This window comes from Paenibacillus sp. 01T47, assembly GCF_056398245.1.
Genome location: NZ_JBFTPA010000004.1, coordinates 39,831 through 63,297 on the forward strand (window position 1 = coordinate 39,831; position 23,467 = coordinate 63,297).

General features: G+C 44.2%; 20 protein-coding genes. 11 read left to right on the top strand and 9 right to left on the bottom strand.

Annotated elements, in window-relative coordinates:
- Positions 1–77: 77 nt before the first annotated feature.
- Together AC1DOV_RS10125 and AC1DOV_RS10130 are read right to left on the bottom strand one after the other, a co-directional pair.
- Positions 78–1,280 carry an MFS transporter gene (locus AC1DOV_RS10125; RefSeq protein ID WP_475443089.1) on the bottom strand — a complete coding sequence of 401 codons (1,203 nt, stop codon included), beginning with the start codon at positions 1,278–1,280 and terminating at the stop codon, positions 78–80.
- Between the two features lie 24 nt (positions 1,281–1,304).
- Positions 1,305–1,886 carry a TetR/AcrR family transcriptional regulator gene (locus tag AC1DOV_RS10130; RefSeq protein ID WP_076270492.1) on the bottom strand — a complete coding sequence of 194 codons (582 nt, stop codon included), beginning with the start codon at positions 1,884–1,886 and terminating at the stop codon, positions 1,305–1,307.
- 184 nt (positions 1,887–2,070) lie between these two features.
- On the opposite strand from AC1DOV_RS10130, the gene AC1DOV_RS10135 reads away from it, so the two are divergent.
- The gene (locus tag AC1DOV_RS10135; protein WP_339203942.1) at positions 2,071–2,487 is read left to right on the top strand and encodes an Rrf2 family transcriptional regulator; all 417 of its coding nucleotides are present in this window, start codon (positions 2,071–2,073) and stop codon (positions 2,485–2,487) included.
- Between the two features lie 98 nt (positions 2,488–2,585).
- Positions 2,586–3,452 (top strand): SDR family oxidoreductase, encoded by an 867-nt coding sequence (locus AC1DOV_RS10140; RefSeq protein ID WP_477512118.1) that lies wholly within the window; start codon positions 2,586–2,588, stop codon positions 3,450–3,452.
- A gap of 105 nt (positions 3,453–3,557) precedes the next feature.
- Here the strand turns inward: AC1DOV_RS10140 and AC1DOV_RS10145 are convergent, their stop codons facing one another.
- Genes AC1DOV_RS10145 through AC1DOV_RS10160 form a run of 4 tightly spaced genes read right to left on the bottom strand, consistent with a single transcriptional unit; the run spans position 3,558 to position 7,655 of the window.
- Positions 3,558–4,667, bottom strand: coding sequence for a GerAB/ArcD/ProY family transporter (locus tag AC1DOV_RS10145; RefSeq protein WP_441880864.1), 1,110 nt, complete (start codon positions 4,665–4,667; stop codon positions 3,558–3,560).
- Between the two features lie 26 nt (positions 4,668–4,693).
- Positions 4,694–4,936, bottom strand: coding sequence for a hypothetical protein (locus AC1DOV_RS10150; RefSeq protein WP_477549828.1), 243 nt, complete (start codon positions 4,934–4,936; stop codon positions 4,694–4,696).
- 2 nt (positions 4,937–4,938) lie between these two features.
- Positions 4,939–6,111 carry a Ger(x)C family spore germination protein gene (locus tag AC1DOV_RS10155; protein WP_477549829.1) on the bottom strand — a complete coding sequence of 391 codons (1,173 nt, stop codon included), beginning with the start codon at positions 6,109–6,111 and terminating at the stop codon, positions 4,939–4,941.
- Complete coding sequence (locus tag AC1DOV_RS10160) at positions 6,111–7,655, bottom strand: spore germination protein (RefSeq protein WP_477549830.1); 1,545 nt, start codon at positions 7,653–7,655, stop codon at positions 6,111–6,113. Before AC1DOV_RS10160 ends, AC1DOV_RS10155 begins: the two co-directional genes overlap by 1 nt.
- A gap of 257 nt (positions 7,656–7,912) precedes the next feature.
- On the opposite strand from AC1DOV_RS10160, the gene AC1DOV_RS10165 reads away from it, so the two are divergent.
- The 6 genes from AC1DOV_RS10165 (at position 7,913) to AC1DOV_RS10190 (ending at position 16,368) form a co-directional block, all read left to right on the top strand.
- Complete coding sequence (locus tag AC1DOV_RS10165) at positions 7,913–9,715, top strand: sensor histidine kinase (RefSeq protein WP_477549831.1); 1,803 nt, start codon at positions 7,913–7,915, stop codon at positions 9,713–9,715.
- Positions 9,708–11,321, top strand: coding sequence for a response regulator (locus AC1DOV_RS10170; RefSeq protein ID WP_477549832.1), 1,614 nt, complete (start codon positions 9,708–9,710; stop codon positions 11,319–11,321). The genes AC1DOV_RS10165 and AC1DOV_RS10170 overlap by 8 nt, the downstream gene beginning before the upstream one ends.
- A gap of 63 nt (positions 11,322–11,384) precedes the next feature.
- Entirely contained in the window at positions 11,385–12,299 is a 915-nt protein-coding gene (locus AC1DOV_RS10175) for a carbohydrate ABC transporter permease (protein WP_076270536.1), read from the top strand.
- Positions 12,300–12,306: 7 nt separating this feature from the next.
- Positions 12,307–13,143, top strand: a complete 837-nt coding sequence (locus AC1DOV_RS10180; RefSeq protein ID WP_076270500.1) for a carbohydrate ABC transporter permease — start codon at positions 12,307–12,309, stop codon at positions 13,141–13,143.
- A 134-nt stretch (positions 13,144–13,277) separates the two neighbouring features.
- Positions 13,278–14,606, top strand: a complete 1,329-nt coding sequence (locus AC1DOV_RS10185) for an ABC transporter substrate-binding protein (protein ID WP_076270501.1) — start codon at positions 13,278–13,280, stop codon at positions 14,604–14,606.
- 109 nt (positions 14,607–14,715) lie between these two features.
- Positions 14,716–16,368: an MGH1-like glycoside hydrolase domain-containing protein gene (locus AC1DOV_RS10190; protein ID WP_477512123.1), complete on the top strand. Its 1,653-nt coding sequence runs from the start codon at positions 14,716–14,718 to the stop codon at positions 16,366–16,368.
- Positions 16,369–16,452: 84 nt separating this feature from the next.
- On the opposite strand, the gene AC1DOV_RS10195 is transcribed toward AC1DOV_RS10190, so the two are convergent.
- Positions 16,453–17,634 carry an MFS transporter gene (locus AC1DOV_RS10195; RefSeq protein ID WP_477512140.1) on the bottom strand — a complete coding sequence of 394 codons (1,182 nt, stop codon included), beginning with the start codon at positions 17,632–17,634 and terminating at the stop codon, positions 16,453–16,455.
- A 172-nt stretch (positions 17,635–17,806) separates the two neighbouring features.
- Here AC1DOV_RS10195 and AC1DOV_RS10200 point away from each other — a divergent pair, with 172 nt between their 5' ends.
- A complete protein-coding gene (locus tag AC1DOV_RS10200; RefSeq protein ID WP_477549833.1) occupies positions 17,807–19,123 on the top strand; it encodes a protoporphyrinogen/coproporphyrinogen oxidase in 1,317 nt (438 codons plus the stop codon).
- The gene (locus AC1DOV_RS10205; protein ID WP_477549834.1) at positions 19,120–19,989 is read left to right on the top strand and encodes an RNA polymerase sigma-70 factor; all 870 of its coding nucleotides are present in this window, start codon (positions 19,120–19,122) and stop codon (positions 19,987–19,989) included. The genes AC1DOV_RS10200 and AC1DOV_RS10205 overlap by 4 nt, the downstream gene beginning before the upstream one ends.
- A gap of 61 nt (positions 19,990–20,050) precedes the next feature.
- Here the strand turns inward: AC1DOV_RS10205 and AC1DOV_RS10210 are convergent, their stop codons facing one another.
- Positions 20,051–20,581 carry a hypothetical protein gene (locus tag AC1DOV_RS10210; RefSeq protein ID WP_477549835.1) on the bottom strand — a complete coding sequence of 177 codons (531 nt, stop codon included), beginning with the start codon at positions 20,579–20,581 and terminating at the stop codon, positions 20,051–20,053.
- A 198-nt stretch (positions 20,582–20,779) separates the two neighbouring features.
- Here AC1DOV_RS10210 and AC1DOV_RS10215 point away from each other — a divergent pair, with 198 nt between their 5' ends.
- On the top strand, positions 20,780–21,895 hold the full coding sequence (locus AC1DOV_RS10215) for an NADH:flavin oxidoreductase (RefSeq protein ID WP_477549836.1): 1,116 nt from the start codon (positions 20,780–20,782) through the stop codon (positions 21,893–21,895).
- A gap of 128 nt (positions 21,896–22,023) precedes the next feature.
- Here the strand turns inward: AC1DOV_RS10215 and AC1DOV_RS10220 are convergent, their stop codons facing one another.
- Positions 22,024–23,391, bottom strand: coding sequence for an MFS transporter (locus AC1DOV_RS10220; RefSeq protein ID WP_477549837.1), 1,368 nt, complete (start codon positions 23,389–23,391; stop codon positions 22,024–22,026).
- Positions 23,392–23,467: the final 76 nt, after the last annotated feature.

Consider the following 23,467-nt stretch of genomic DNA (forward strand, 5'->3'; position numbering starts at 1 on the left):
AGACATCGGATTTCTTTTTTTATTATGCGTATTGTGAAGAAGGAAGATGCGCTAGTTGTTCAATAGCGTTCCATACATTATTTTGCCAAGCTGCCAGCTGATTGTTTTTCTTTCCACATCATCGTAATGACAAGGCCAATCAACATGATGACAGCAGCAAAGAGATAAGGATAGTTGATGTTTACATCAAATAATATTCCGCCAAGCGCAGGTCCGACGATATTGCCTAGGCTAGTATAGGTGGAGTTCATTCCAGCGATAAAGCCTTGTTCTTTCTCGGCTGTTTTGGATAAATAGGTCGTTAATGCTGGCCGCAGCAGGTCAAATGCGAGAAAGATAAAGGACGTGACTATCAAAACAGCTAAAAAGCCGGAGATCATGGTGGATACTACTGCAAAAAATACGCCAGCAATCAAGCATATTTGGATAAGTTTTTTCTCACCGAGTTTATCCACCATCTTACCAAACATAAAGACCTGAACGACAACGCCGAAGATTGCACTAATGGTAATAACGGCTGCAATATCTTGAGGAGTGAAACCAAATTTATGATCAGAAAAAAGACTGAATACTGTTTCATACGCTGATAAGCCAAAGGCCAGTACAAACACAATTATAAAGGCGATAATGTATTGTGGTTGAAGCGATCGTTTCAAATCAGATACAAAATTGGTCCCTTTTTTGAGCTGACTAATTTCCAGAAGCTCCTGTTTGGATAGCGGTTCTTTTAAAATAAACAGGGATGAAATACAGGTTATTAATGCGAATCCAGCTGCAAAGTAGAATGGGGCACGCACGCCCAGCTCAGCAATAAAACCTCCGATGCCAGGACCAATAATAAAACCGATACTAATCGCGGCAGAAATATAACCCATCGCTTTGGGCCTTTCCTCCACAGAGGTAATATCAGCAACAAAAGCGGTTACGGCGGGCATAATAAATGCACCACTAATACCTCCTAAAATTCTGGAAAAGTAAAGAACGGATACATGTGTGCCAAGTCCAAAGATGACCTCTGATATGCTGAAGAGGAATAAGCCGATAACGATCATTTTCTTCCTGCCGAAAGTGTCAATCCACCGTCCTGCAAGGGGAGACATGAGTAATTGCGCAAACGCAAAGGCCGCCATTAGATAACCCATCGATTGGCCTGATAAATGCATAATATTCATAAAGGATGGCATAACCGGGACGATTAGTCCCACGCCTAGAAAAACAATGAATATATTACTTAGTAGGATAAATAAGACGGTTTTTTGTTCTTTCAATGGTTTCTTCATGAAGTAATACCTCTTTCTGTAAAATCATAGCTGTGAAATACCTCTCCAAAATACAGTCCATGAGGCATTTAATTTATCCTGTAGACGTTTTTCATTATTCCCATAAGCAAGCTCTAACATCATGGAATCAACAACACCTAAGAAAGCAAGCGTAGGGATGGAGGCTATATCTTCCCTAATGGCTTTCGCCGCGATCCAATCATGAAATTTGCCTTCGAGTACGGTTTGAATCTTATTTTCCGAGTCGAATACTTCCTCATTAATGGCTGGCGCCAAATGGAGAGGCGGAAAAAAAGACATACGCAGCCAAAACTTCAACTGTTCGCTCTGTTGAAACAAATCAATGACTAATTGCAGGTATCCAAATAAATCCTCTTTAGGGTTTTGGGTACCCACTTTACTCAAATAGTTTAGCTTCGATGAGACTTCTGCTTCTTTAGCATCTTGTAATACTTGTAGAAATAGATCATCTTTTCCTTTGAAATGAGCATAGAGAGACTGTTTTTTCATTCCGACATTGTCGGCAATTTGAGACAGAGATGCACCCTCATACCCATGAATTGTGAAAAACTTTAAAGCAATGTCTTTAATTTCTTGGCTTTTCAATAAGATCACCTCACATTAACGAACGTTCGTCAGTTATATTATCAAAAATTTTTTTCTTATGCAAATGAAAATTGCTTTGGCAGGCTAAAAAAGCTGGTTTTGAATATAATAAGCTTATCTTCTTCTAAAGGATTGACAATCCGCTTCGTAGTAACTACAATGGTTACAACGGTGGTGATGCTAAGTGAAACAAATTAGTAGCAGATTTTCCATTGCTGTCCACATCCTTTCTCTAATCGCCGTTAGCTCCAATGATTGTACGGGCGATTATATTGCAGGCAGCGTGAATACGAATCCTGTCATTATCCGCAGAATTATGGGGATGCTCAAGAAGGCAGGCTTGGTAGATATTCGACCAGGAGTCGGAGGCGCTTCCTTGCTGAGAGATCGGGATGAGATCACACTTTTGGACGTTTACCGTGCCGTGGAAGTCATTGAGGATGGTCAATTGTTTAATTTTCATGATAATCCGAACCCAAAGTGTCCGGTTGGCCGAAATATTGAAGCAGCTCTTCGTTTGGAAATGAAGGAAGCTCAATCTGCAATGGAACAAAGGCTAGCTCAAGTAAACTTAAGCCAGCTCGCAGCTCATTTTGTGTAACAAAAAAGCTCATTGAGCTTTTTTTATACCCAAGTTGTAACCAAGGTGGTTATAACGAAGGGCAATCATAATACATTAAACTAAATGGAGGAATTACGATGAAAATTTTGGTGACAGGTGTAACAGGGAAATTGGGATCAATTGTAGTAGAGACTTTATTGGAGACTATACCGGCAGAGAATCTGGCTGTCAGCGTTCGCAATCCGGAGAAAGCCGAACACCTTCGTGCGCGGGGCGTGGATGTACGTCATGGGGATTTTGACCAGCCACAAACGCTAGATAAAGCGTTCTCGGGCATCGACCGTCTATTGATCGTATCAACTGACGGCGATAACGAAACGAGAATTCGTCAGCATGCCGATGCCGTAGCAGCCGCTCAGCGCGCTAATGTTGGTTTCATTGCGTATACCAGTGTAGGAAATGCAAGCGAGAGCTCACTTTTTCTTGCGCCAGTACATCGTGCTGCAGAGGAAGCGATTAAGAACACTGGAATTCCTTATTCCTTCCTGCGCAATAACTGGTATTTGGAGAACGAGATCAGCAGCATTCAAGCGGTCCTTGGAGGTGCGCCTTGGCTGACATCAGCGGGTTCAGGCAAAGTAGGCTGGGCAACGCGTCGCGATTATGCAGTGGCAGCTGCGGCGGTGCTCGCTGGCGAAGGCCACGAAAATACCGTTTATGAGTTGTCCGGCAAGCTTACGACGCAAGAAGAGCTGGTTTCCATTCTTGCCGCTGTCTTGGGACGGGAAATTCCTGTTCAACAAGTGGATGACACTGCTTATGCCAGCATCATGAGCAGTGCAGGCGTACCTGAACCGGTTGTTCCTATTCTGGTTCAGATTCAAAGTGCGATTCGCGATGGAGCATTGGAAGTGGAAAGCAATGATTTTCAGAAGCTGCTTGGTCGTCCAGTCACGCCGCTCGAAGAGGCTCTCCGTCAAATCGTAAACGAAATTCAGTCATAATTAAGCGGTAAATCAATTCTAGAGGTTGTCCCAGAAGGTCTTAAGTGACCGATGGGACTGCCTCTTTTTTATTAATTGCTAGTTTGAATAACAAGTCAATGACAACTATTGCTTCTTACTCCGTTTTCTATGATGCTTAATCACTGTGAGCACTAAAATCAGAAGAACGGGTAAGGTATAGGCAAAATTATTGAGCAGCGGCCATGTCACATTGACGAACTCCTCCAATTGAGATTCCTTCGTATAGGTGGTTAACGACAGCATGAGGCAAATGAATGCTACGGGAAATACGACCAAGCGTTCATTTTTCAAGCCTAGAAGTTCTTTCAACATTTTGATCAGGATGAGCAGGAGAATAGAAGCTTTGAAATAAAAGCCTATGATGAGCGAGAATCCGATGATGGATTCAATTCGCTCGATTACCTCCTGAAACGATATTAGCCGGGCTAGTTGGTACAAAGAGTATTTCAAGTCACCGGACAGTGGTCCCAGTACCATAATGCTGCTTATGACCGAGGCAATCAGCGTCAAGGAATTGATTACAAGCGCAAAGTACATATGTTTGCGCAGCTGAGCGTTCTCATCCTTGCGTACAAACGATAAGATGACCGAAAATACGACCATCTCGGAGTAGGGAAAACCATAAACTACATAAGAGGCGTTCAGGATTGGTCCAATTCCATCTGGCATCACAGGGAGCAGATATTGCGGGTTATACAGGTTTGAGACCAGAATCAAGATAAGAACAATACAGCCGAACATTAGAAACATTAATACAGCTGCCATCCGAGCAATGACCTCGATTCCTGCCATCGCTGTTACTCCGATCATAATGAAAAACAATGTGCTTACAGCATAGGTAGGGGTTTCTTTCATCATCGTATTCTTGAAGAAGATTCCGATTTCAATGACAACGCCCGAAATATTCCAAAGCAATACTAAGGTGAAAGGGATCAATATCAAGAAGGTGAGTCCCTTTCCCAGCACGGAGCGACCTTGCTCAATCAACGAAAGCTCTGGGGCTAGCCGGTTTAAATAAAGGATAGCAGCCAGCAAAAGCATGCCTGTCGCCGAGGCGATGAGAAGAGAGATCCATGCTCCATTGCCTGCAATGTTCGTTAAGGGTGCAGGGACAATGACGATGGAGGAGCCTGTCATGAAAAAAAGGAACAGCATGGACATTTGAATCGAACTGATACGTTCTTTTTGTTTCATGGGGTCTCCTCCAAATTTTATAAAACTCACGTATGCAAGGGATTGAGCCAACGAATGAATAGTTTAGCTGGTTCGGTAAATAAATTGAAAATCATATCGAGGTTAGGCCATGGCTTAGCTATTAAAAAGATAACAGCAAGATAGAGGAGCGGCGCCAACATCGCTATGTACACAAACCGATCTCGTTTGCTTGCGGCTTTCACTTTCGGGATGTCATGGATCAGCATAGCGGATGCTAACAGCAGGACGCAGATGAATTTTCCTAACACATCTAGTGCTCCTTTTTCCCAAATATCGTACCAGCGTTCATGCCCGTACTTAACACATGAACTTGAACGTGGGTTTGAAATTGCATTTGAGCAAGCTTATCCTCCCAAATGGGTTCTAATTGTTTCCATAGTTTCGGGTTGTTCCGATAAATTTGATTGCCGATTCCGAGCACATCAACTTTTTTTGCCTTAAAGGTACGGATTGCATGTTGAATCTGATGTTCGATCTGCTCCTTAATCGTTTGTTCAAAACGCTCCATATCTTGCTTGGTTTTCAGGTCTGAGCATCGTAGTTCTCCGGTTGTACCTTCAATCGTCATTTGGATGTCGACGGTTACATTCTCATCTGTCACTTTCGAAACCAATTGACTGTTGAAGTTGATTATTTCAAGCGATTCTTTGTTGTAGAGCTGTTTCTTTTTTTCATGATTCATGCAAGGGAATTCAAATACTCCATACTTATATTTGTCTGTCARCATCATCAGCGTTTCGGTGTCTTTTTCCGTAAGAACCCCTACCATTCTCCCGTCTTGAATCAATGCGACCCCGGAAATTGACGCTTTATTGTCCAAGCTATTTTTATGCAGGTAAGGCATAGCAGAGGTTTTGGAGGGGCTGCTTAGCTGAATAGCGAGATCATATAGCGGAAGGTTAGACGTTTTCGCGGAATAGAGAGCTCCGGTCGTCTCCATCTTTCTATACTGTTGACCAATGGTCTGCTCGATAAACGGTTTAATATCCAAAAATGCTGCCGCCGATTTCTCAGCTATGATGGGAAGAATAGTGCCCCGTGGCTCATGGTCTCTTGAGAAAAAATCAAGCACTTCACGGATGTTCAACGTTCTGGCTAAATTCTCTTCGATGATAATGACTCGCATATGATCCCATTTGGCTTTACGTCCGAATTTTGCAGGGATCTCTCGCATCGCTTCAAAAAAGGTTTCTCCTGTTGTTCGAATATTAATTCCTTTCGCTGCTATACTCGTTGCTGGATCAGTCTGCATTTTGCTGGAAGGGTTATAAAAGTGAGTCGTAATATCGACAAAATCACCCTCGCCTCGATCAATCGATATCGCTTGCACATAGCCATACTCGTCCAGTTCATTATTATCCCAGCATCCAGTAATCAAGCAAAGAACAAGAAATGAAGCGAGAAAGGAGAGGAGTGGCTTCACTATGATTTCTTCCTTCCAGAAGATTTTTTATGTAGATGTCGACTCCGAGGCGAATGAACCAGCAAGCGTCTTGGCAGCACAAAAATCGCATCTCGCAGCCTTTTCAAATCCAGTGGAGCAAACGAATCTAGATAGGGCTCACCTAAGGATCGTAGAGTCGCTAGATGAATGTAAATGAGAATTAAGCCTACCATGATGCCTAGACCTCCAAACGTCGCTGCGAGAAACATTAACGGAAAGCGCAAAATCCGCAGTGCGATGGCCATGTTGTATTGAGGAAGCGCAAAGGAAGCGATGCCCGTCAAGGCCACGACAATGACCATGACCGGAGATGCAATCTGTGATTGGATAGCTGCTTGGCCGATAACAAGCGCCCCAACTATGCTGACCGCCGAACCAATTGGCCGGGGCAGACGAATGCCCGCCTCCCGCAGCAGCTCAAAGAAAAACTCCATAATCAACGCCTCAATCATAGCCGGGAAGGGGATGCCTTCCCGTGTATCTAAAATGGCTAGCAGGAGAACCGTCGGTATGAGTTCGGAGTGGAAGGTTGATAACGCGATATAAGTGCTGGGCAGCATAAGCGCTATGAGGAACGCAGCCAGTCGAATCAATCGAATTAACGAAGAAAAAATCGTCCGATAGTAATAATCCTCGCTGTTTGTAAAAAACTCAATGAATTTCCCAGGACAGATAAGAACCGATGGGCTTCCGTCCACTAACGCAATGATTTTGCCATCCAGCAAAGAAGTAACCGTCGTATCCGGGCGCTCCGTATACCGAACTTGCGGAAAAGGGGAGTAGTTGGAATCATTAACCCACTCTTCCAGATAGGAAATATCAATCATTTCTTCTTGATCTATACCCTCAATCTTTTGCTTAAATGCTTCTAATGTCTCCGGCTTTACGACGCCTTCCAAATAGCCGTAGGACACTTTTCTGTGAACCTTCTCCCCGGATATAAAATACTCAAATTTAAGTTCGGGCGATTTCAGCAAGCTTCGAATGACACCGATATTGCGATCCAAACTTTCAATGAAGCTGACATGCGGGCCTTGAACGGTAGGCTCCGTAATGGGCTCTGAGGTTTGACGCTGCTCGACATCAAGGGCAAAATAGGCGATAGCCTTAGGCCATCCGTCAAAAAAAATGACGACTTTGCCGTCCAGAATGCCTCTGACGGCTTGTTCCATTTCGCTCATAAGCTCAACGTTAGGGGAAGCGATGCCATGATTCTCAAAATAATGGATAACATCTTTTATCGTTACCGTCTCGGCAGGACCAAGCTCATGAGGTACCAGATTTTGCAGCGTATCCTTTGCAAAATTCGTAACGGTCGTTTTCGTTAGCGTATCGAAGTAGACGGTAAAGGCTGATTGCTCCAAGCCCTGTCCATAACTCCAACGATGTATTATCAAGTCTTTGCAGTTGGCAAAAAAACCTTCGATCGCGTTCAAGTTTTCTTCCAGATGGGGAGAAATGTTCGGGTAAGAAGGCTTGTCGGATGTAGTGTGATTAGGTGAAAAATTGGGCGATTTCCGCATGCGTGTCTCCTATCCGAAGTGAAGTGTCGAATGATTACATCTTTTCCCTGTTGAGGAAAAGATATTCGGTTGTCATTGGATTGGGGGGAGGGGAGGAGCCAATGTCTATTCTGTTTACCTGTTATATTTTATTGCATGTATGAGATTGACGACTATAATAGGTTTAAAGAAGAGGGGATTGCAGCGAATGTATTCCTAGATTTATTACCGGGTCTAAACATCGTTGGAAGAAAGGCTGGCATGAGAGGGGACTGGCTATGTTTTATTCGTTAAAAAGTCGTTTGATTGCAATCTTTTGTTTACTATTCGTTTTATCCTTCGTCACCCTGTCCATTCTTTTATTTAATGAGTCCCGTTCCATTATTCGCTCTTACATTGAATCTTCAGCACTGGAGAAAATGGATGAGTACGGGTCTTACATTGATATGGTTCAAACACAAATCTATGATTTAGCCTCTATCGTTTTTAATAGCGATATTACGAATAATTGGGATGCAGTAGCGTCTGATTCCGCATCCACGGAGGGAGAAAAAAATCTTGCCCATTACCGAATGAGCCAGTTTTTGACGCAGACAACGAACAGTTATTCCAGTGTTTCTGGTGTCGCCGTCTATCGTCAGGATGGCATGTGGGTCAGCAGCGGCAATTTAGTTGTGTCTAACGATTCCTTTCTGAAGGAAAAGTGGTATCTCGATTTTAAAAACGAGGATCAATACTGGATTCCGGCTCATACGGATGTCGCAGAGCTGCGAAATAACAACAAACATCCGGTAATCAGTATGCTGATGCCGATCAGTTCATTTGAGCCTTCACTGACAAAAAGTGTGATGAAGATTAATGTAAGCGCTGACTATTTTCTGGAGCCGCTAGGCAGAATCCATCTTGGGGAGAGCGGAACGATTTATTTATTAGATCAGCATGGCAAACCAATGCTGTCCCAGAACGAATACGGAGCCCATTCGGAGATGGTACGGCAGGTTGACGATTTACGGACAGGCTGGAGGAAGCAGGGCGTCGTTTATTTAAATAATTTAAGCGGAGAAAAAGAAATTTTAGTATACAAAAAACTGCCGAAAACGAACTGGATGCTTGTTGGGTTCGTATCAGAGAAAGATTTGTATTCACAGCTCTTCCGTCTGCGAAGCACGATTCTAATCGTTGCGGCTGTATTATTAATTGTGTCTTTGATACTGGCGACTTGGTTCTCGCATGGAATTACGAAGCCGCTTTCACGACTGGTGCTCGCAATGCGGCATGTACAAAGAGGCGATTTTGTGCTTGCCGAGAGCCGTTTGGCGCCTGAGAAGAGGGTGCGCAATGAAGTGGGCTTCGCAACTGAAACGTTCCGCAACATGGTTACGAGACTCCGACAGCATATCAAAACCGAGTTCGAGCTTAAGCTGCTAAGGCAGCAAGCGGAATACAAAGCGCTGCTCATGCAAATTAATCCGCATTTTCTGTTTAATACACTGGAGCTCATGAGCAGCTTGGCCATACAGCGACGGACGGATGATACGGTCGAAGTTATAGAATCACTAGGGAAAATGATGCGTTTCTCTCTTAAAATTAGCGATGATCTCGTTCCGTTGGAAGAAGAGCTAGTTTATGTTCACTATTATTTGTCGATCTTAAAAATCCGCTTCGGTGATCAACTGAACATAACGATTGAGGAGGAAGGCGACCTTCTGAGATTGTCGACGGTAAAATTTATTTTCCAGCCGTTGATAGAGAACGCCGTTAAATACAGCTTCATGCATCAATCCGAGGCAATCATCCGCATTCGTGTAAGCCATGCTGCGGGAAGGGTACATCTAATCGTGTCAGATAACGGACCGGGGATGACAAGCGAGCAGCAGAAGAAGCTGCTGGAGCGATCGGAATCCGTTCAGCTGGAGCAAATTCTTACCAGCCGGAGCAGCCAAATTGGTCTAGGGAATGTTCTTGCACGTTGCCGTCTTTACTACGAATCACTATTTGAGGTCCGCATCGATTCTACGCTTGGCGAGGGTACAACGATTGAGCTCATACTACCAGCACAGGAGGAACACCAGCATGTATAAAGTATTAATCGTTGATGATGAACCAGAGATCCGTCAGGGTCTAAAGCTTAAGGTGGACTGGGACAGTATTGGACTTATCATTGCAGGGGAAGCCTCTAATGGAGTCGAAGCGCTCGAGAGGCTTTCAGCAGAGGCTATTGATATTGTTATTACAGATATGAACATGCCTGTGATGGACGGTATGTTATTTTTAGATTCCTGTCACGAGCAGTACCCATCCCTGCGTCTGATCGTCATTACAGGTTATGAGGATTTTCATTATGCGAAAGCAGCCATTCGCAATCAGGCTCGCGAGTATTTGTTAAAACCTGTTGCTAGAAAAGAATTGACCGACACGCTTTCAAACGTAAAGAAGGAGCTGGACAAGGACAGGCAAAGCCATGATCAGGCGGCTATGACGCAGTGGCGGCTCTCGCAATATTATAAGGAAATGAAAGAGCATTTTATCGTTCATCTCGTAAAGGAAGAGATTTTGCAGGAGAGTACTATAAAAGATCGTTCCCGATTGTTTGAGCTGGATTCATGGGATAAACGTGAGGTTAGGTTTATTACAGCAGGGCTATGGGAGCGAGGGGAATCAAGCGCTTCGGTTGACCGTACGCCGGACAAGTTTCGATTGCCGTTCGATATCATATCAAGAGAATGCGCAGACAAGTTCCAAGGGAAGATGGAGGTTTTTCGTGATACCAATTATCCTGGCCTCATGCATTTTGTAATCGCTGCGGATCATGAATTGGAGCGGGGATTTTCTGAGTTTCTGACTCAAAGCGTAAATAAGTACATGGCCTTTGAAATTAAAATCGGGAACGGTCAAACGGTAAGCGGATTTAAGCAGTGGAAAGAAGGTTATATTAGCTCTTTGCTGGCATGGAACATGCCATACGGCAAAGCTGCTGGACTAGCTCATGCTTCTGAGGGGCATACGGCTATACCTGAGCATACCATTAAGGTTATTGAGCGCTATTTAATTCGAGGAGAGCTTTCATCGTTTGAAGCAGCGATTAGACAAGAATTACAGCGCGGAATGAAATCACAGCTTCGTTTTGTCAAATTGATTTTCCAGCTTTACTTGATGCTTGAGACCATTGCGCATGAATCGCAAATCGGTTTGGAGAGCGGCGAACAGCTTTGGCTAAGGCCGGAAATGACACTTAGTCTCGATACTGTAGAGAAAGCGGAGCGGTTTCTGATGCGTATTGCAGCTAAAATCGAGCGCAAGCGGCAAAGCGACTCTCAGGAAAGTGATCCATCCTTGCTTTTGGCGGCTAAGCAGTTTATTGACGAGAACTATATGTATGAATTGAATTTGACGATGATTGCAGAGAAGTACAATTATAATTCATCTTATTTCTCAGAAATGTTCAAAGCTAAAGTAGGTAAAACCTTTATTTACTATTTGAATGAGGTACGAATTGCTGAGGCTGTTCGGATGCTAAAAACAACAACGCTGAACCTTTGGGATATTGCAGAGCTTACTGGATTCTCCAATGCAAGCTACTTCAGCTCCAAATTTAAAAGGATGTACGGAATGACACCTTCGGATTATCGTCAGCAGCAATCGGAATTAAAATCTGAAAAAAATGATAGTGAACACCCAAAGAATTAGCATTCTATGTTCATAGCCCCTCCCTTATGATGGAACTACATCAATAAGAGAGGGGTATTCATGATGAGAAAAAGCCTCAAGCCGCTAAGCAATCAGCATAACTTAACCGCATATACCTTTTTGCTGCCATGGCTGATCGGGTTTTTCTGCCTGACGCTCGGTCCAATGCTTGGATCGTTTTATTTGTCGCTCACGAAGTATGATTTATTAACGTCGCCAAAATGGATTGGTTTTTCAAATTATATTAACATTTTTAAAGATGACGAAACCTTCTCGAATTCCTTGTGGCTTACAATCAAATACGTGTTCATTTCCGTTCCGCTGCGTCTTGCTTTCGCGCTGATGGTCGCTATGGTTCTAAACAAAGGTATTCGAGCGTTAGGCATTTACCGCACCGTATACTATATCCCTTCGTTGCTCGGGGGCAGTGTCGCTATTGCGATTGTGTGGAGACAGATTTTTGATGGCAGCGGCCTTGTGAATCAATTTCTTGGCTGGTTCGGCATTCAAGGACCTTCATGGATTTCCCATCCGAGCTACATTGTTTATACCATTATTTCATTGTCCGTATGGCAATTTGGTTCAGCGATGGTAATCTTCCTTGCAGGTCTTAAACAAGTGCCGCTTGATCTGTATGAAGCAGCTCAAGTGGATGGAGCAGGCAAAGCTCGTCAATTTTTTCGCATTACGCTTCCCATGATTTCTCCCGTTATTTTCTTTAATCTCGTGATGAGCATTATTAATTCATTTCAAGCGTTTACACCTGCATTTGTCATTGGCGACGGCCGTGGAGGCCCGCTTGATGCGACCATGTTCTACACCCTGTACTTGTATATGAAAGGCTTCTCGTTCTTCGATATGGGTTATGCATCCGCGTTAGCCTGGATTATGCTGCTGATCATCGGGGCGTTTACAGCCATTATTTTTGCAACATCGAAATATTGGGTATTTTACGGTGACAGCAAGGAAGGGAGGTAAGGCAGCTATGCAAGTGAGGAAGTTAAACGGATTAACTAAACATACGATCATTATCATCTTTGGCATTGCCATGCTTTACCCTGTACTATGGTTAATAAGCAGCTCCTTTAAGCCTAATGAGCTGATCTTTACACAGCCGGGATTATGGTCAAGCTCATTCACTTTGGATAATTATATTAACGGCTGGCGCGGCTTTCAGGGAATAGCATTTAGTAAGTTTTTTGCAAACTCATGGCTGATATCGATTCTAAGCGTGCTTGGCAATGTGATTACCTGCTCCTTAGCAGCCTTTGCGTTCGCGCGGTTGAATTTCAAGTTTCAGAAGCTTTGGTTTTCGTTAATGCTGGTGACGATTATGCTTCCCTATCATGTGACGCTTGTTCCGCAATACGTCATCTATAATGAGCTGCAATGGATCAATACGTATTTTCCGCTCGTGCTGCCAAAATGGCTGGCGCATGATTCCTTTTTTATTCTTATGATGGTGCAGTTTATCCGCGGAATTCCGAGAGAGCTGGATGAAAGTGCGACGATTGACGGCTGCAGTCCGCGGCAAATTTATTTCCGCATTATCATTCCGCTCTTAGTACCCGCTTTGATATCCGCCGCTATTTTCACTTTTATTTGGTCATGGGACGATTTTTTCAGCCAGATGATCTACTTGAGTGATATTAAGCTGTTTACAGTGCAGCTGGGAATTCGTTCTTTATTTGATCCTACTGGTCAATCGGATTGGGGCGCGCTGCTTGCCATGTCGGCATTGTCGCTTGTGCCAATAACGCTGATATTTCTTATTTTTCAACGCTATTTCTTGGATGGCATCGCAACTACCGGTTTGAAATGATAATGTGTTTTCTTGCTCGATAACCGAAAAAATTGATAATGAATACCCGAAGGAATGAAATTCCGTATAAACGGAAATCAGGGTAGCATCATAAGTGAAAGCGAATTCATAATAGGGTATTGGGGGAAATCAAAATGAAACAGCGGTTGCTTATTTTGGCTTTAGGAATGTTAATGGTGTTCACTGCGGCATGCTCAGGTGGTACAGGCAGTGGAGGATCAAGCAATGAAAAAGAGAAAAACGGAAATGAGTCAAGTGAAGCAAAACAAGTAGAACTGCGCATTATGTGGTGGGGAGATCAAAAGAGGGCGGATATTACAAACGAGGCGTTGAAAATTTTTCAAGAGAAAAACCCATCCATTAAGGTTGTTGGCGAGTTTGCCCCATCCACTGGTTATTTCGATAAGCTTAATACGCAGCTTGCTTCCGGCACAGCGCCAGACATTTTTTTCTTAGGAGGAAATGTGGTCGATTATGCGAATAAGGAAGTGCTTCTTGATCTTTCTCCATACGTGGATAAAGAGCTTAATTTAAGCGATATGGATCAATCGATGATTCAATACGGCACGATAGGCGGCAAGCTTCTTCATATTTCTGCTGGTGCTAATGCACGCGGAGTCGTTGTGAATAAGACGATGTTCGAGAAAGCGGGCCTTCCCGTACCTGAGGATGGTTGGAATTGGGAAGACTTTGCACGAATCAGCAAAGAAATCTCGGACAAACTGGGCAGCGGTGTCTATGGTACTTATAACATGTCCATTGATGGAATGGATATCGGCCTGAAGCAGCAAGGCAAACAGCTTTATGATATGGATAAAGGGACGCTGGGCTTCGAAGAGGCTGACGTGTTAAAATGGTTCCAATATTGGGATGAAACGATGAAAGCCGGCGGTGTTGTCCCTTCCGAGCTGCAAGTATCCAATCCTCCCGGCGATACAAGTAAGTCATTAGTTGTCACAGGAAAAGTAGCGATGAGCTTAATTCCGTCCAATCAATTGGCAGCATTGCAAGGACTTACGCAAGATGAGCTGATTATGGTACAGCTGCCGCGCGGCGAGAAGGGAACAGGCGTAGTGTTCGAGTCAAGCCAAGGTTTGTCGGGTTATGCCAAGACCAAACATCCAAACGAGGTAGCGACGTTGTTGAGTTTCTTCATTAATGATCCCGATGTTGCGAAATTGTTAGGCAATGATCGCGGTGTACCAGTGGTTGCGGCTAACCGCAAGCTCCTTGAAACTAGCGCGAACAGCGTAGAGAAAATTGTTTATGACTACACAAGCCGTGTTTCAGAAGCGACAAACAAGGAGCCGTTTGCGGTCAGCTACAATCCTCCGGGCTTCTCTGAATATTCCAAGCTTGCCGAATCGACGATGTATGAAATTGGTTTCGGACGCAAGAGCGTAGAAGTGGCTGTTAAGGACTTCTATAATGGCACTCTGAAAATATTCAAAAACAATCAATAGTTTCCTGTGAGTTGGTATCAGCAATGCATGAATAGACAGGCTGCCTCGCGGCAGTCTGTTTTTAAATAAGTGGAGAAAACAATTATATCGGAAAAGCGAGGCGATTAGGATGAGCGAATCATTGCTGAAGCAGCTTCGAGAGCTGTCTATAGATGAGAAGATTGGCGAGTTGACGAAACCATCTCATAAAAATAGCCTTGAGGAATGGAAGCAATCCGGCATTCGTTTTACAACACGTTCAGGCAAGCTTGAGCAGGTTTATTATGCAGCAGTGCGCAAGCTGCTCGATTGTATTGTTCCTACGGGCGGTGAAGAGCCGATTTTGCAAGAAGGAGGAATCTATCTCGGCTGTTGGCTGGAAAGTACAGGAACGATTAATGCTGAGCTACTTTCTCGCTTTATACCATCCGTATCGGATGCAACTTTCCGCTCGTTTGCCGTGCACCAGCGTGAGGATGGTTTGTTGCCTTATAAGGTAACGGAGCATGGTCCTGCATTCCGGCAGATTCAGCTGGTGACGCCGCTTGCACGCAGTATATGGAACCATTATAAGCTGAATCATGCGGGGAAGCCGTTTTTGCAAACGATGTATACTGCGATGGCAAGCTACGATGAGTGGCTGGTTCAGTACCGAAATACCCGTGGAACAGGTTGTGTAGAGGCATTCAGTACTTTTGATACGGGGCATGATCTTTCACCGCGGTTCTGGCATGTCCCTGACACCCCTCATCTTAATGATGCTGCGCAAATGAATCCTGATTCTCCGATATTACCTTTTTTGGCGCCGGATTTAACTGCAAATGTATATTGTCAACGTCTTTACTTGGCTCGTATTGCAGAGGAGCTTGAGCTTCCTAGCAAGCAGCACTGGCTAGCGAGAGCCGAAGAGAGCTTAACGAGCTTGTATCGTTATTGCTTTGATGGAGAGGATCATTTCTTCTATGATCGAGACCGAAATGATGAGCTTGTGCGAGTACAATCGGATGTGCTGCTGCGCGTAATGGCATGCGAAGTAGGAGATCAGGCTTTTTTTGATACGATGCTCAGACGTTATTTATTGAATACAAGCAAATTTTTTGCCAAATATCCATTTACTTCGATGGCTATGGACGATCCGCGCTTTGATCCGTTCTCTAGCTACAACAGCTGGGGAGGCGCATCGAACTTCCTTAGCTTGATTCGCGCACCTCATGCTTTCGAGCATCATGGACGGCACGTTGAACTCACTTGGGTGATGTACCCGATCTTAGCTTCATTTACCAAAGCAACCCGCTTTGCGCAGGCGGTTAGCCCGTGGACTGGAGATGAGGGATTTACTGAGGCGTATTCTCCGTCGATATTGTGCCTGTTAGATTATGTTGAGCGTTTATGCGGTATTTTGCCTACACCAGACGGCGAGCTATGGTTTACGGGACTTGTACCCTACAATATGGATCATGGAGAAGAGATTACCGGTGAGACAGGCTACAGCCGAATCGTGGATGGTGTTACCTATGAACTGTTAAATATGCAGGCGGGGTCGGAGCTGTATCGAAATGGAGAAAGCTTCATCCGTTTTCCAAGCGGCATTCGCGTTATTACCGATCGCCAGGGTCAAATGAAGGGAATCATTGGAATGAGTGTACGTGAGATTCAGGGTGCAATTATTTATAATAATCAAGAGATTCCTTTTCATGTGAAAGGCAATGAGTATTTGACCTTTGAGAAGGGCAAGTTTAGCGTGGAGCGTGCAATTGGCGTCGTAAATCCGACTTACCGTTAAATGCGGGGTTGAAAAGTGATTATTGAGGTTCATTGTGCAACAAAGAATAAGCCTTGAACCCGAATGGGCTCAAGGCTTGTTTTATTATTGAGGCAGCTGTGACAGACGACGTTCCCTTATCAGCACGATAGACATAATCGTTATTGAAATAGATACTAGCGCAATTGGAATGACGAATATGGATGGATCGTACCCTTCGATGAATAATGGTAACAAATATCCGATTAATGATGCCGTTAGTGAAATGAAAACGTACAAGCTTGCGCCGAATCCGGTCCGGCCTGCGAACATGCGCTGCACATACCCCATCGCTACTCCGTACAAGATGGATACAAAAAAAGAATAAATCGGCTGAATGAGGAAAAAAACGATCAATGGCGAGTGCAAGGCATAAATCGTATAAGTAATAAGCGCCCCAAAGCCGCCAATTAAAATAATTATTTTGCTGCCGTATTTCGCCGCCCAATAACCGGCGATGGTCATGAACAACAGCTCGAATACGGCTTGGGAGCTCCAAATATAAGACATATATTCCGGCTTGCCGAACAACGTTTTAACGACAAGCGGCAAGTACAATCCGCGAATGGCATCTGCGCATGCAAGCAGCAGCAGAGCAATTAGCATAATGAGGGAAAAAGGCTCGCTCGCTCCCATATTAGCTTGTTTTTTCTCTTCAGAGTGTTCCCGGTAGAACAACAGCAAGATAACGAGCATTGCGTAACCTGCAAAGTTGCCCCATAATACACCTTGAAACGTAGCAATCAAATACAAGTTCGCTCCTGCCAGCAAACCGCAAAAAAACCCAACACTGTACCCTGCGCGCAGCCATATTTGTGCCATCTCCACAATATCCCCGGCAAGTCTAGCAAAATGATTCCGAGATATAGCGAACAATTGTCCCATAATGAGTCCGGACGGAGCGCTCACAACACACATGCCGATCAGCGCCTGGACATAACCTTCTGCGTTCATATAAATGAACAAACCGACGAGACATAACAAAGCAGCTGTAATGACCAGTCTCTTTCTGCTGCGCAGCTTATCACTTAACAGTCCAACTGTAATCGTAGTTCCCATATTGAGCAGCAGCGACACAACGAAGATCGATACGACTTCATTCTTTGAAAGCCCGATGCTCTCACTTAAATAAATTGCATTCATCGGTGCTAGAATGCCCATGCCGATGCCATAACAAAATAAGGTGAAAAGCATCCTACCTGCACCATCCACCTGCAAAAAACGTTTCATATCTGCGGCAATACGCATCTTCAACCTGCTCCATTCTCCTCATGATCTTGCCAAATTCTAACAAAGTGTAGCTCACTTTTCTCGTGTTGTCTAGAAGAAAACGGTGGTGATCAGGGCAGAAAATGAATACTTTTCTGTAACAAAACACCTTTGTTATTTGTCATATAAGCAAAAACATGAGGTGATCATTATGGATGAGCGAAAAACAGCCTATGACGCTGTCATTATTGGCGGCGGTTTATCTGGTCTGACAGCTTCTATTTATTTGGCTAAAGCAGGATTACGCGTGCTGCTAGTCGAAAAGTCCAATCGATTGGGCGGAAGGGCATTAACGGTGAAAAAGAAAGGAGCTTATCTCAACCTGGGTGTTCATGCTTTCTATCAGGAAGGGGTAGGCGAGGAAGTGCTAAAAGAGCTTGAGGTTAAGCTAAAAGGAGCCAATCCACCACCATCAGTGGCCGCAATTTGGAACAATCAAGTGTTTCCTTTGCCGACTGGACCCATTCAATTGCTCACATCTAAATTGTTCTCGTTTACTGGGAAAATAGAGCTAGCACGGTTTATGATGAAATTAGCTAAAATCGATACAACGAAACTCGAAAGGGTAACATTCCGAGAATGGGCTGAAAAGGAAGTTCAAGATCCGATGATTAGGCATGTTATTTATTCGATTTGTCGGACGAACACCTTTGTACCGCACCCAGAGCTGCTAATAGCCTCAATCGCTGTGAAACAATTGCAGCGAACGTTTGGCGGAAAGGCATTTTATATTGAAAAGGGGTGGGCAAATCTTGTAGATGCGCTGAAGCAAAAAGCAGAGCAAGCCTCGGTTACGATTGTGACTGGTCGTTCAGTAGTTGGAATTGTACCAGACAAAGAGGGTTTGCGAGTCAGTTTTGCGGATGGAGAGTCATTGGTGATTTCGTCTGTCATCGTGGCCGCTGGTCTAGGAGATGCATGCAAGCTTGTAAAAGACGCTAATCAGAACCTGCTTTCTAATTGGAAGGAGCAAGCGCATACGATAAAAGCGGCTTGTTTGGATCTTGTATTGCATCGTCTACCGAATCCAAGAGCATCCTTCATCGCTGGCTTCTGGTTGGATGCTCCTATTTTTTATAACAACCCAACATCCGTTGCCAGCCATAACGACGATGGGGATTCTGTCGTCATTCATATGATTAAGCAGCTTGGAGAAAATCCGAGCTATCCCAAAGAGGATGAACAGCACTTGGAGCAAGCGCTAGATCTTATGCAGCCGGGATGGCGCGAAGTGGAAGCTGCCCGTCAGTTTTTACCTAATATAACGGTCGCTCATGATTTTGCTTCTATTGATAAGAATGGCATTTATCCAGGGCCGGATGTTCCGGAAATCCCAGGTCTTTATGTTGCAGGAGATTGGACCGGTCATGTTGGAGAAACTTTGGTTGATGCTGTGTTTGCTGGGGCTAGAAGAGCCGCACAAGCCGTAATTAAACAACATAAAGGTATGAATGGGAGTGACATGTGAATACGGAACAGCTATATGTTGAATTGAAGCCGTTATTATTTTCGCTCGCTTATCAAATGATGGGCAGTGTCGCGGATGCGGAAGATATTGTTCAGGACGCGTTTATCTCTTTGCATGAAGATCAGTCTGATCATATCCAGTTTATTAAAGCTTATATGTGCAAAGTAGTTACGAATAAATGCCTGAATAAGTTGAAATCGACAAGCAGGCAGCGGGAATTGTATGTGGGACCGTGGCTGCCAGAGCCTCTCGTTACTAGTGGTGTTAACTCAAACGATCCGCTCCAACTATACATTTCGAAGGAAATGATGTCTACCGCATACTTGCTGTTATTGCAGCAGCTGACCGCCGTAGAACGTGTTGTTTTTCTATTAAGGGAGTTGTTTCATTACCCATTTCAAGATATTGCCGCTATTCTCGATAAGAGCAGCGGAAACTGTAGGCAAATTTTTTATAGGGCAAAAAAAAGCATAGGGTCTTCTTCCAGCAGTGAATTGACTCCGCAGGAGATTGCTAGTCCTATGATGGAGGAATTCGTAAACGCAATCATTTCTGGCAATATCAATCGCATGCTGTCGATTCTTTCCACGGAAACAGTATTGTATACGGATGGAGGCGGCAAAACAAATGCGGCTCTGCGTCCGATTGTGGGGCAAAATCTTATTATCCGTTATTTTACGGCGATTAGACCGGAAGTTCCTTCAGATTTCACTTGTGATGTTGTTGAACTCAATGGAAATAGCGGCATTGTGATTAAGTCTGGCGAGCTTACGTTTTCGGTTATTACCTTCCATATCAAAGACAACGTCATTTCGGACATTTATATTGTCATGAATCCAGAGAAGCTGCGCCATTTTAATAGATAGAAAATAAATAAATAAAACAACCATAACAGCAGAGATGCAGTTATGGTTGTTTTGGCTTGTATTAGACCAAGAAATATCGAATCAAGCCTAAGAGGGCGAAGCAGAATAAAACGGTACCAGCACCAATACCTGCAATTGCGCTATGGGCTACCTTAAGCTTTGGAGATATGATTAACGTACTAATGGCAACGGCAACCAACAACGCAGCAAGTACATATAAGCTGGAATCTTTGAAAACATGTTTCAAACTAATAAAATGAATACCAACAATAAAGGCAATCCAAGGGGAAACGTATTTGCTGCGTTTTGTTTTTATGAATACAAAAGCACCCGCACCTGCCAAAATGATCTCAGTGTATACCGAAATCAAATAGTTACGGAAAGATGATTGATTAGACAAAGCGGAGGGTGCGTCCCAGTTCGTTATACTTAGGTAGACGCCTGCCAAGCATACTAGAAGTGCAATGCCAGAAGCTATGCCAATGTATTTGCGCCAACTCGCTCTAGGATTTTCTTGTGCCCAGCCAAACCAACTGAAACTAAACATGCCAAATATTGCTGCATACATGGTGTAATCTCGAAGATAATCCATACAAACCCTCCTATTGGATAACTGTTTTATTTGGATTCCTTTTCCATTATAACACCAGAGCATTTTTTTAGATTAAAAGGTTTTCGGTTTTACAGTATTGAAAATAAGTAAAGTGGTGGGAATACATGGTGATTCATGATAGTATCTATAGTACACAAACCTAATTAAACTCAAATCAAATATATAGGAGGAATGTACATGTCTAATACCACAAATGAAACATCCGTTGAAGCTTTATTTAAGCCCTTTGTCTCCAAAAATTTGCAGATTGCCAATCGTATTGTGATGGCGCCAATGACAAGAGGATACTCCCCAAATGGAGTTCCAGGGTCTGATGTTGCGGCTTATTATCGTCGGCGGGCGGAGAATGGCGTTGGTCTTATCGTCACCGAAGGAACCGTAATCGATCATAAGGCTGCTGCTGCAAGTCCGAATTGGCCTCACTTTCATGGGGAGGCTGCACTGAGCGGCTGGTCCAACGTGGTAAAAGAAGTACATGAAGCCGGCGGTAAAATTATTCCGCAGCTATGGCATGTTGGGTTAACGCGAAAAATTGGCGACCTCCCCAATAAGGAAGCATTGCCAATTGGTCCTTCGGGACTTAATCTATCAGGTGAGAAAATAACAGAGCCACTAACGGAGAAAGAGATTGGGGATGTTATCGCAGCTTACGCACAGTCAGCGGCAGATGCAGCACGAATCGGCTTTGATGGTATTGAGCTTCATGGTGCGCATGGTTATTTGATCGATCAGTTCTTCTGGGGCCAAACAAATACACGGACTGATCGCTATGGTGATGACCTTGCAGCGAGGACACGTTTCGCTGTTGAGATTGTTGAAGCATGCCGTCGTGCAGTCGGAGAAGATTTTCCAATCGTATTCCGATTCTCACAATGGAAGGCAGGTCATTATGATGCCAAATTGGCGGAAACGCCTCAGCAGCTTTTGCAATTTTTGACGCCGCTTGCTGATGCGGGAGTGGATGTCTTCCATTGTTCAACACGGCGATATTGGGAGCCGGAGTTTGAGGATTCTCATCTAAATCTGGCAGGATGGACGAAGAAGCTGACAGGAAAACCAACGATAACTGTAGGCTCAGTTGGACTGGATAATGAATTTAGAAGCAGCAGCGGGGACGCTGCGAAGCCGGCCATTTTGAACAGCTTAATTGAAAGACTAGAAAAGGAAGAGTTTGATCTGGTAGCCATAGGCCGTGCACTGCTTGCTGATCCAGAATGGGCAGCCAAAATACGCGACAATCGAACAGATGAGCTGCTGAGCTATGACGCAGGCGCTACAAAAACTTTATATTAATGTCGTACACGATAGAAGAGGAGCCTGCAATTAGGCTCCTCTTCTTCTTTATGAACTAACTGACAAAGTAACTCACTCATTCATTCGCTTGAGATAATCTCTTCTCCTCCAGATCACCCCATCGTGTTTTAGCCTGCCATTGGTTTCTTAGAAGAAATACGAATACTTGCAAATAAACTCATTAGTATTAACAAAAGATTAAATCCCATCGTTACAATCAATCCCGATTGCATTGTCATTCCGGCAGCTTGACTAACGACAAGGATAGCACCGCCTATACCGATCACCACACCCGGTGTGAAAGAATCTGCAAATTGCAAATTAGCGGACGTCTCGCCAGCTCCGTCTTTACTAGTATGGGCAAATGCAACCGCACCGCTCGTTGGATGGGATAATCCCATTCCAATTCCTGCAATGATTTGCCCCATTACGGCCAAGGCAACCGTTACGTTTGGAATCCAAACGACTAAAGCAAAACCTATTGTGAGCAGCAGCACGCCTAAAATAATTCTTCTATTACGCCCACGGCCTTGGTCTGCTGTATCCCAGCGCCCTTGCAAATAAGCAAAGAGACACCAGCTAAGCGCCGCGCTGGCAACAATTAATCCGGCATGAGCGGGATTAATGCCTTTAATATCGATTAGAGCTAACACAAGAAAATTTTGTGTACTGACATATGCGGCGAAAAAAAGTCCACGTGTTGCTAGAATAGCTGGCATGCCTCTTCGGAATAGTAGAGTGCCCGTAGGCAACAGCTTGCGCAGTGGATATGACATGACGGCTAAGCCGGCAATGCTTAGTACAGCTCCTGTAATTTTGGGCAGCATGCCAAGTCCAACGAGGAAAATACCTGTACCTATCGTTAAAAATAAAGCCATCCACGTAGCGGCGGCACCATTACCCTCCCTTGTACCTTGTACCTTCAATTTTCTAAAAGCCGGCAAGCTAAGAATGGCTGACAGAACGATAATCGGCAATATGCCCCAGAATACAAAACGCCAAGACCACTGTTCTGCAATCAAACCGGCAACGAATGGACCGAGCATAGACGGAAGGACGTAGGCTGTACCGAATGCACCGAGTATTTTGGAACGTAATTCATCGGGATAGCTTAAGGAGATAGCGGTGTATACGCAAGTCATCATCGCACCAGCACCAAGGCCTTGCAGCGCTCGCGCCGCAATCATAACGTACATATCGCTGGCAGCAGCCGCAGCAATCAGACCCGCAATAAACAAAACAAGTGCAATCGTAAACGGTACTGCTGGCCCTTTTTTATCAATAATACGACCGACAACCAGGGTGCCAACAATCTGAGCAAGCAGATAAGTGCTGAATATCCAGCCAAAGAGATGAATGCCATTCAAATCACCGGCGATGGAAGGAGCGATCGTGGTTACGGCTAAGCCCTCAAATCCTACTGCCATTACTGACAAAATAATTCCTATCGATAGTGCAAAATAACGCGGACTAAAAATGCTTTGATGATTCGGCATTGCCTTTAACCTCCAACAAAATTTTTTATGTATACGCCATATCCGGATACTTAGTAAACATATTTCTTTATAAAGT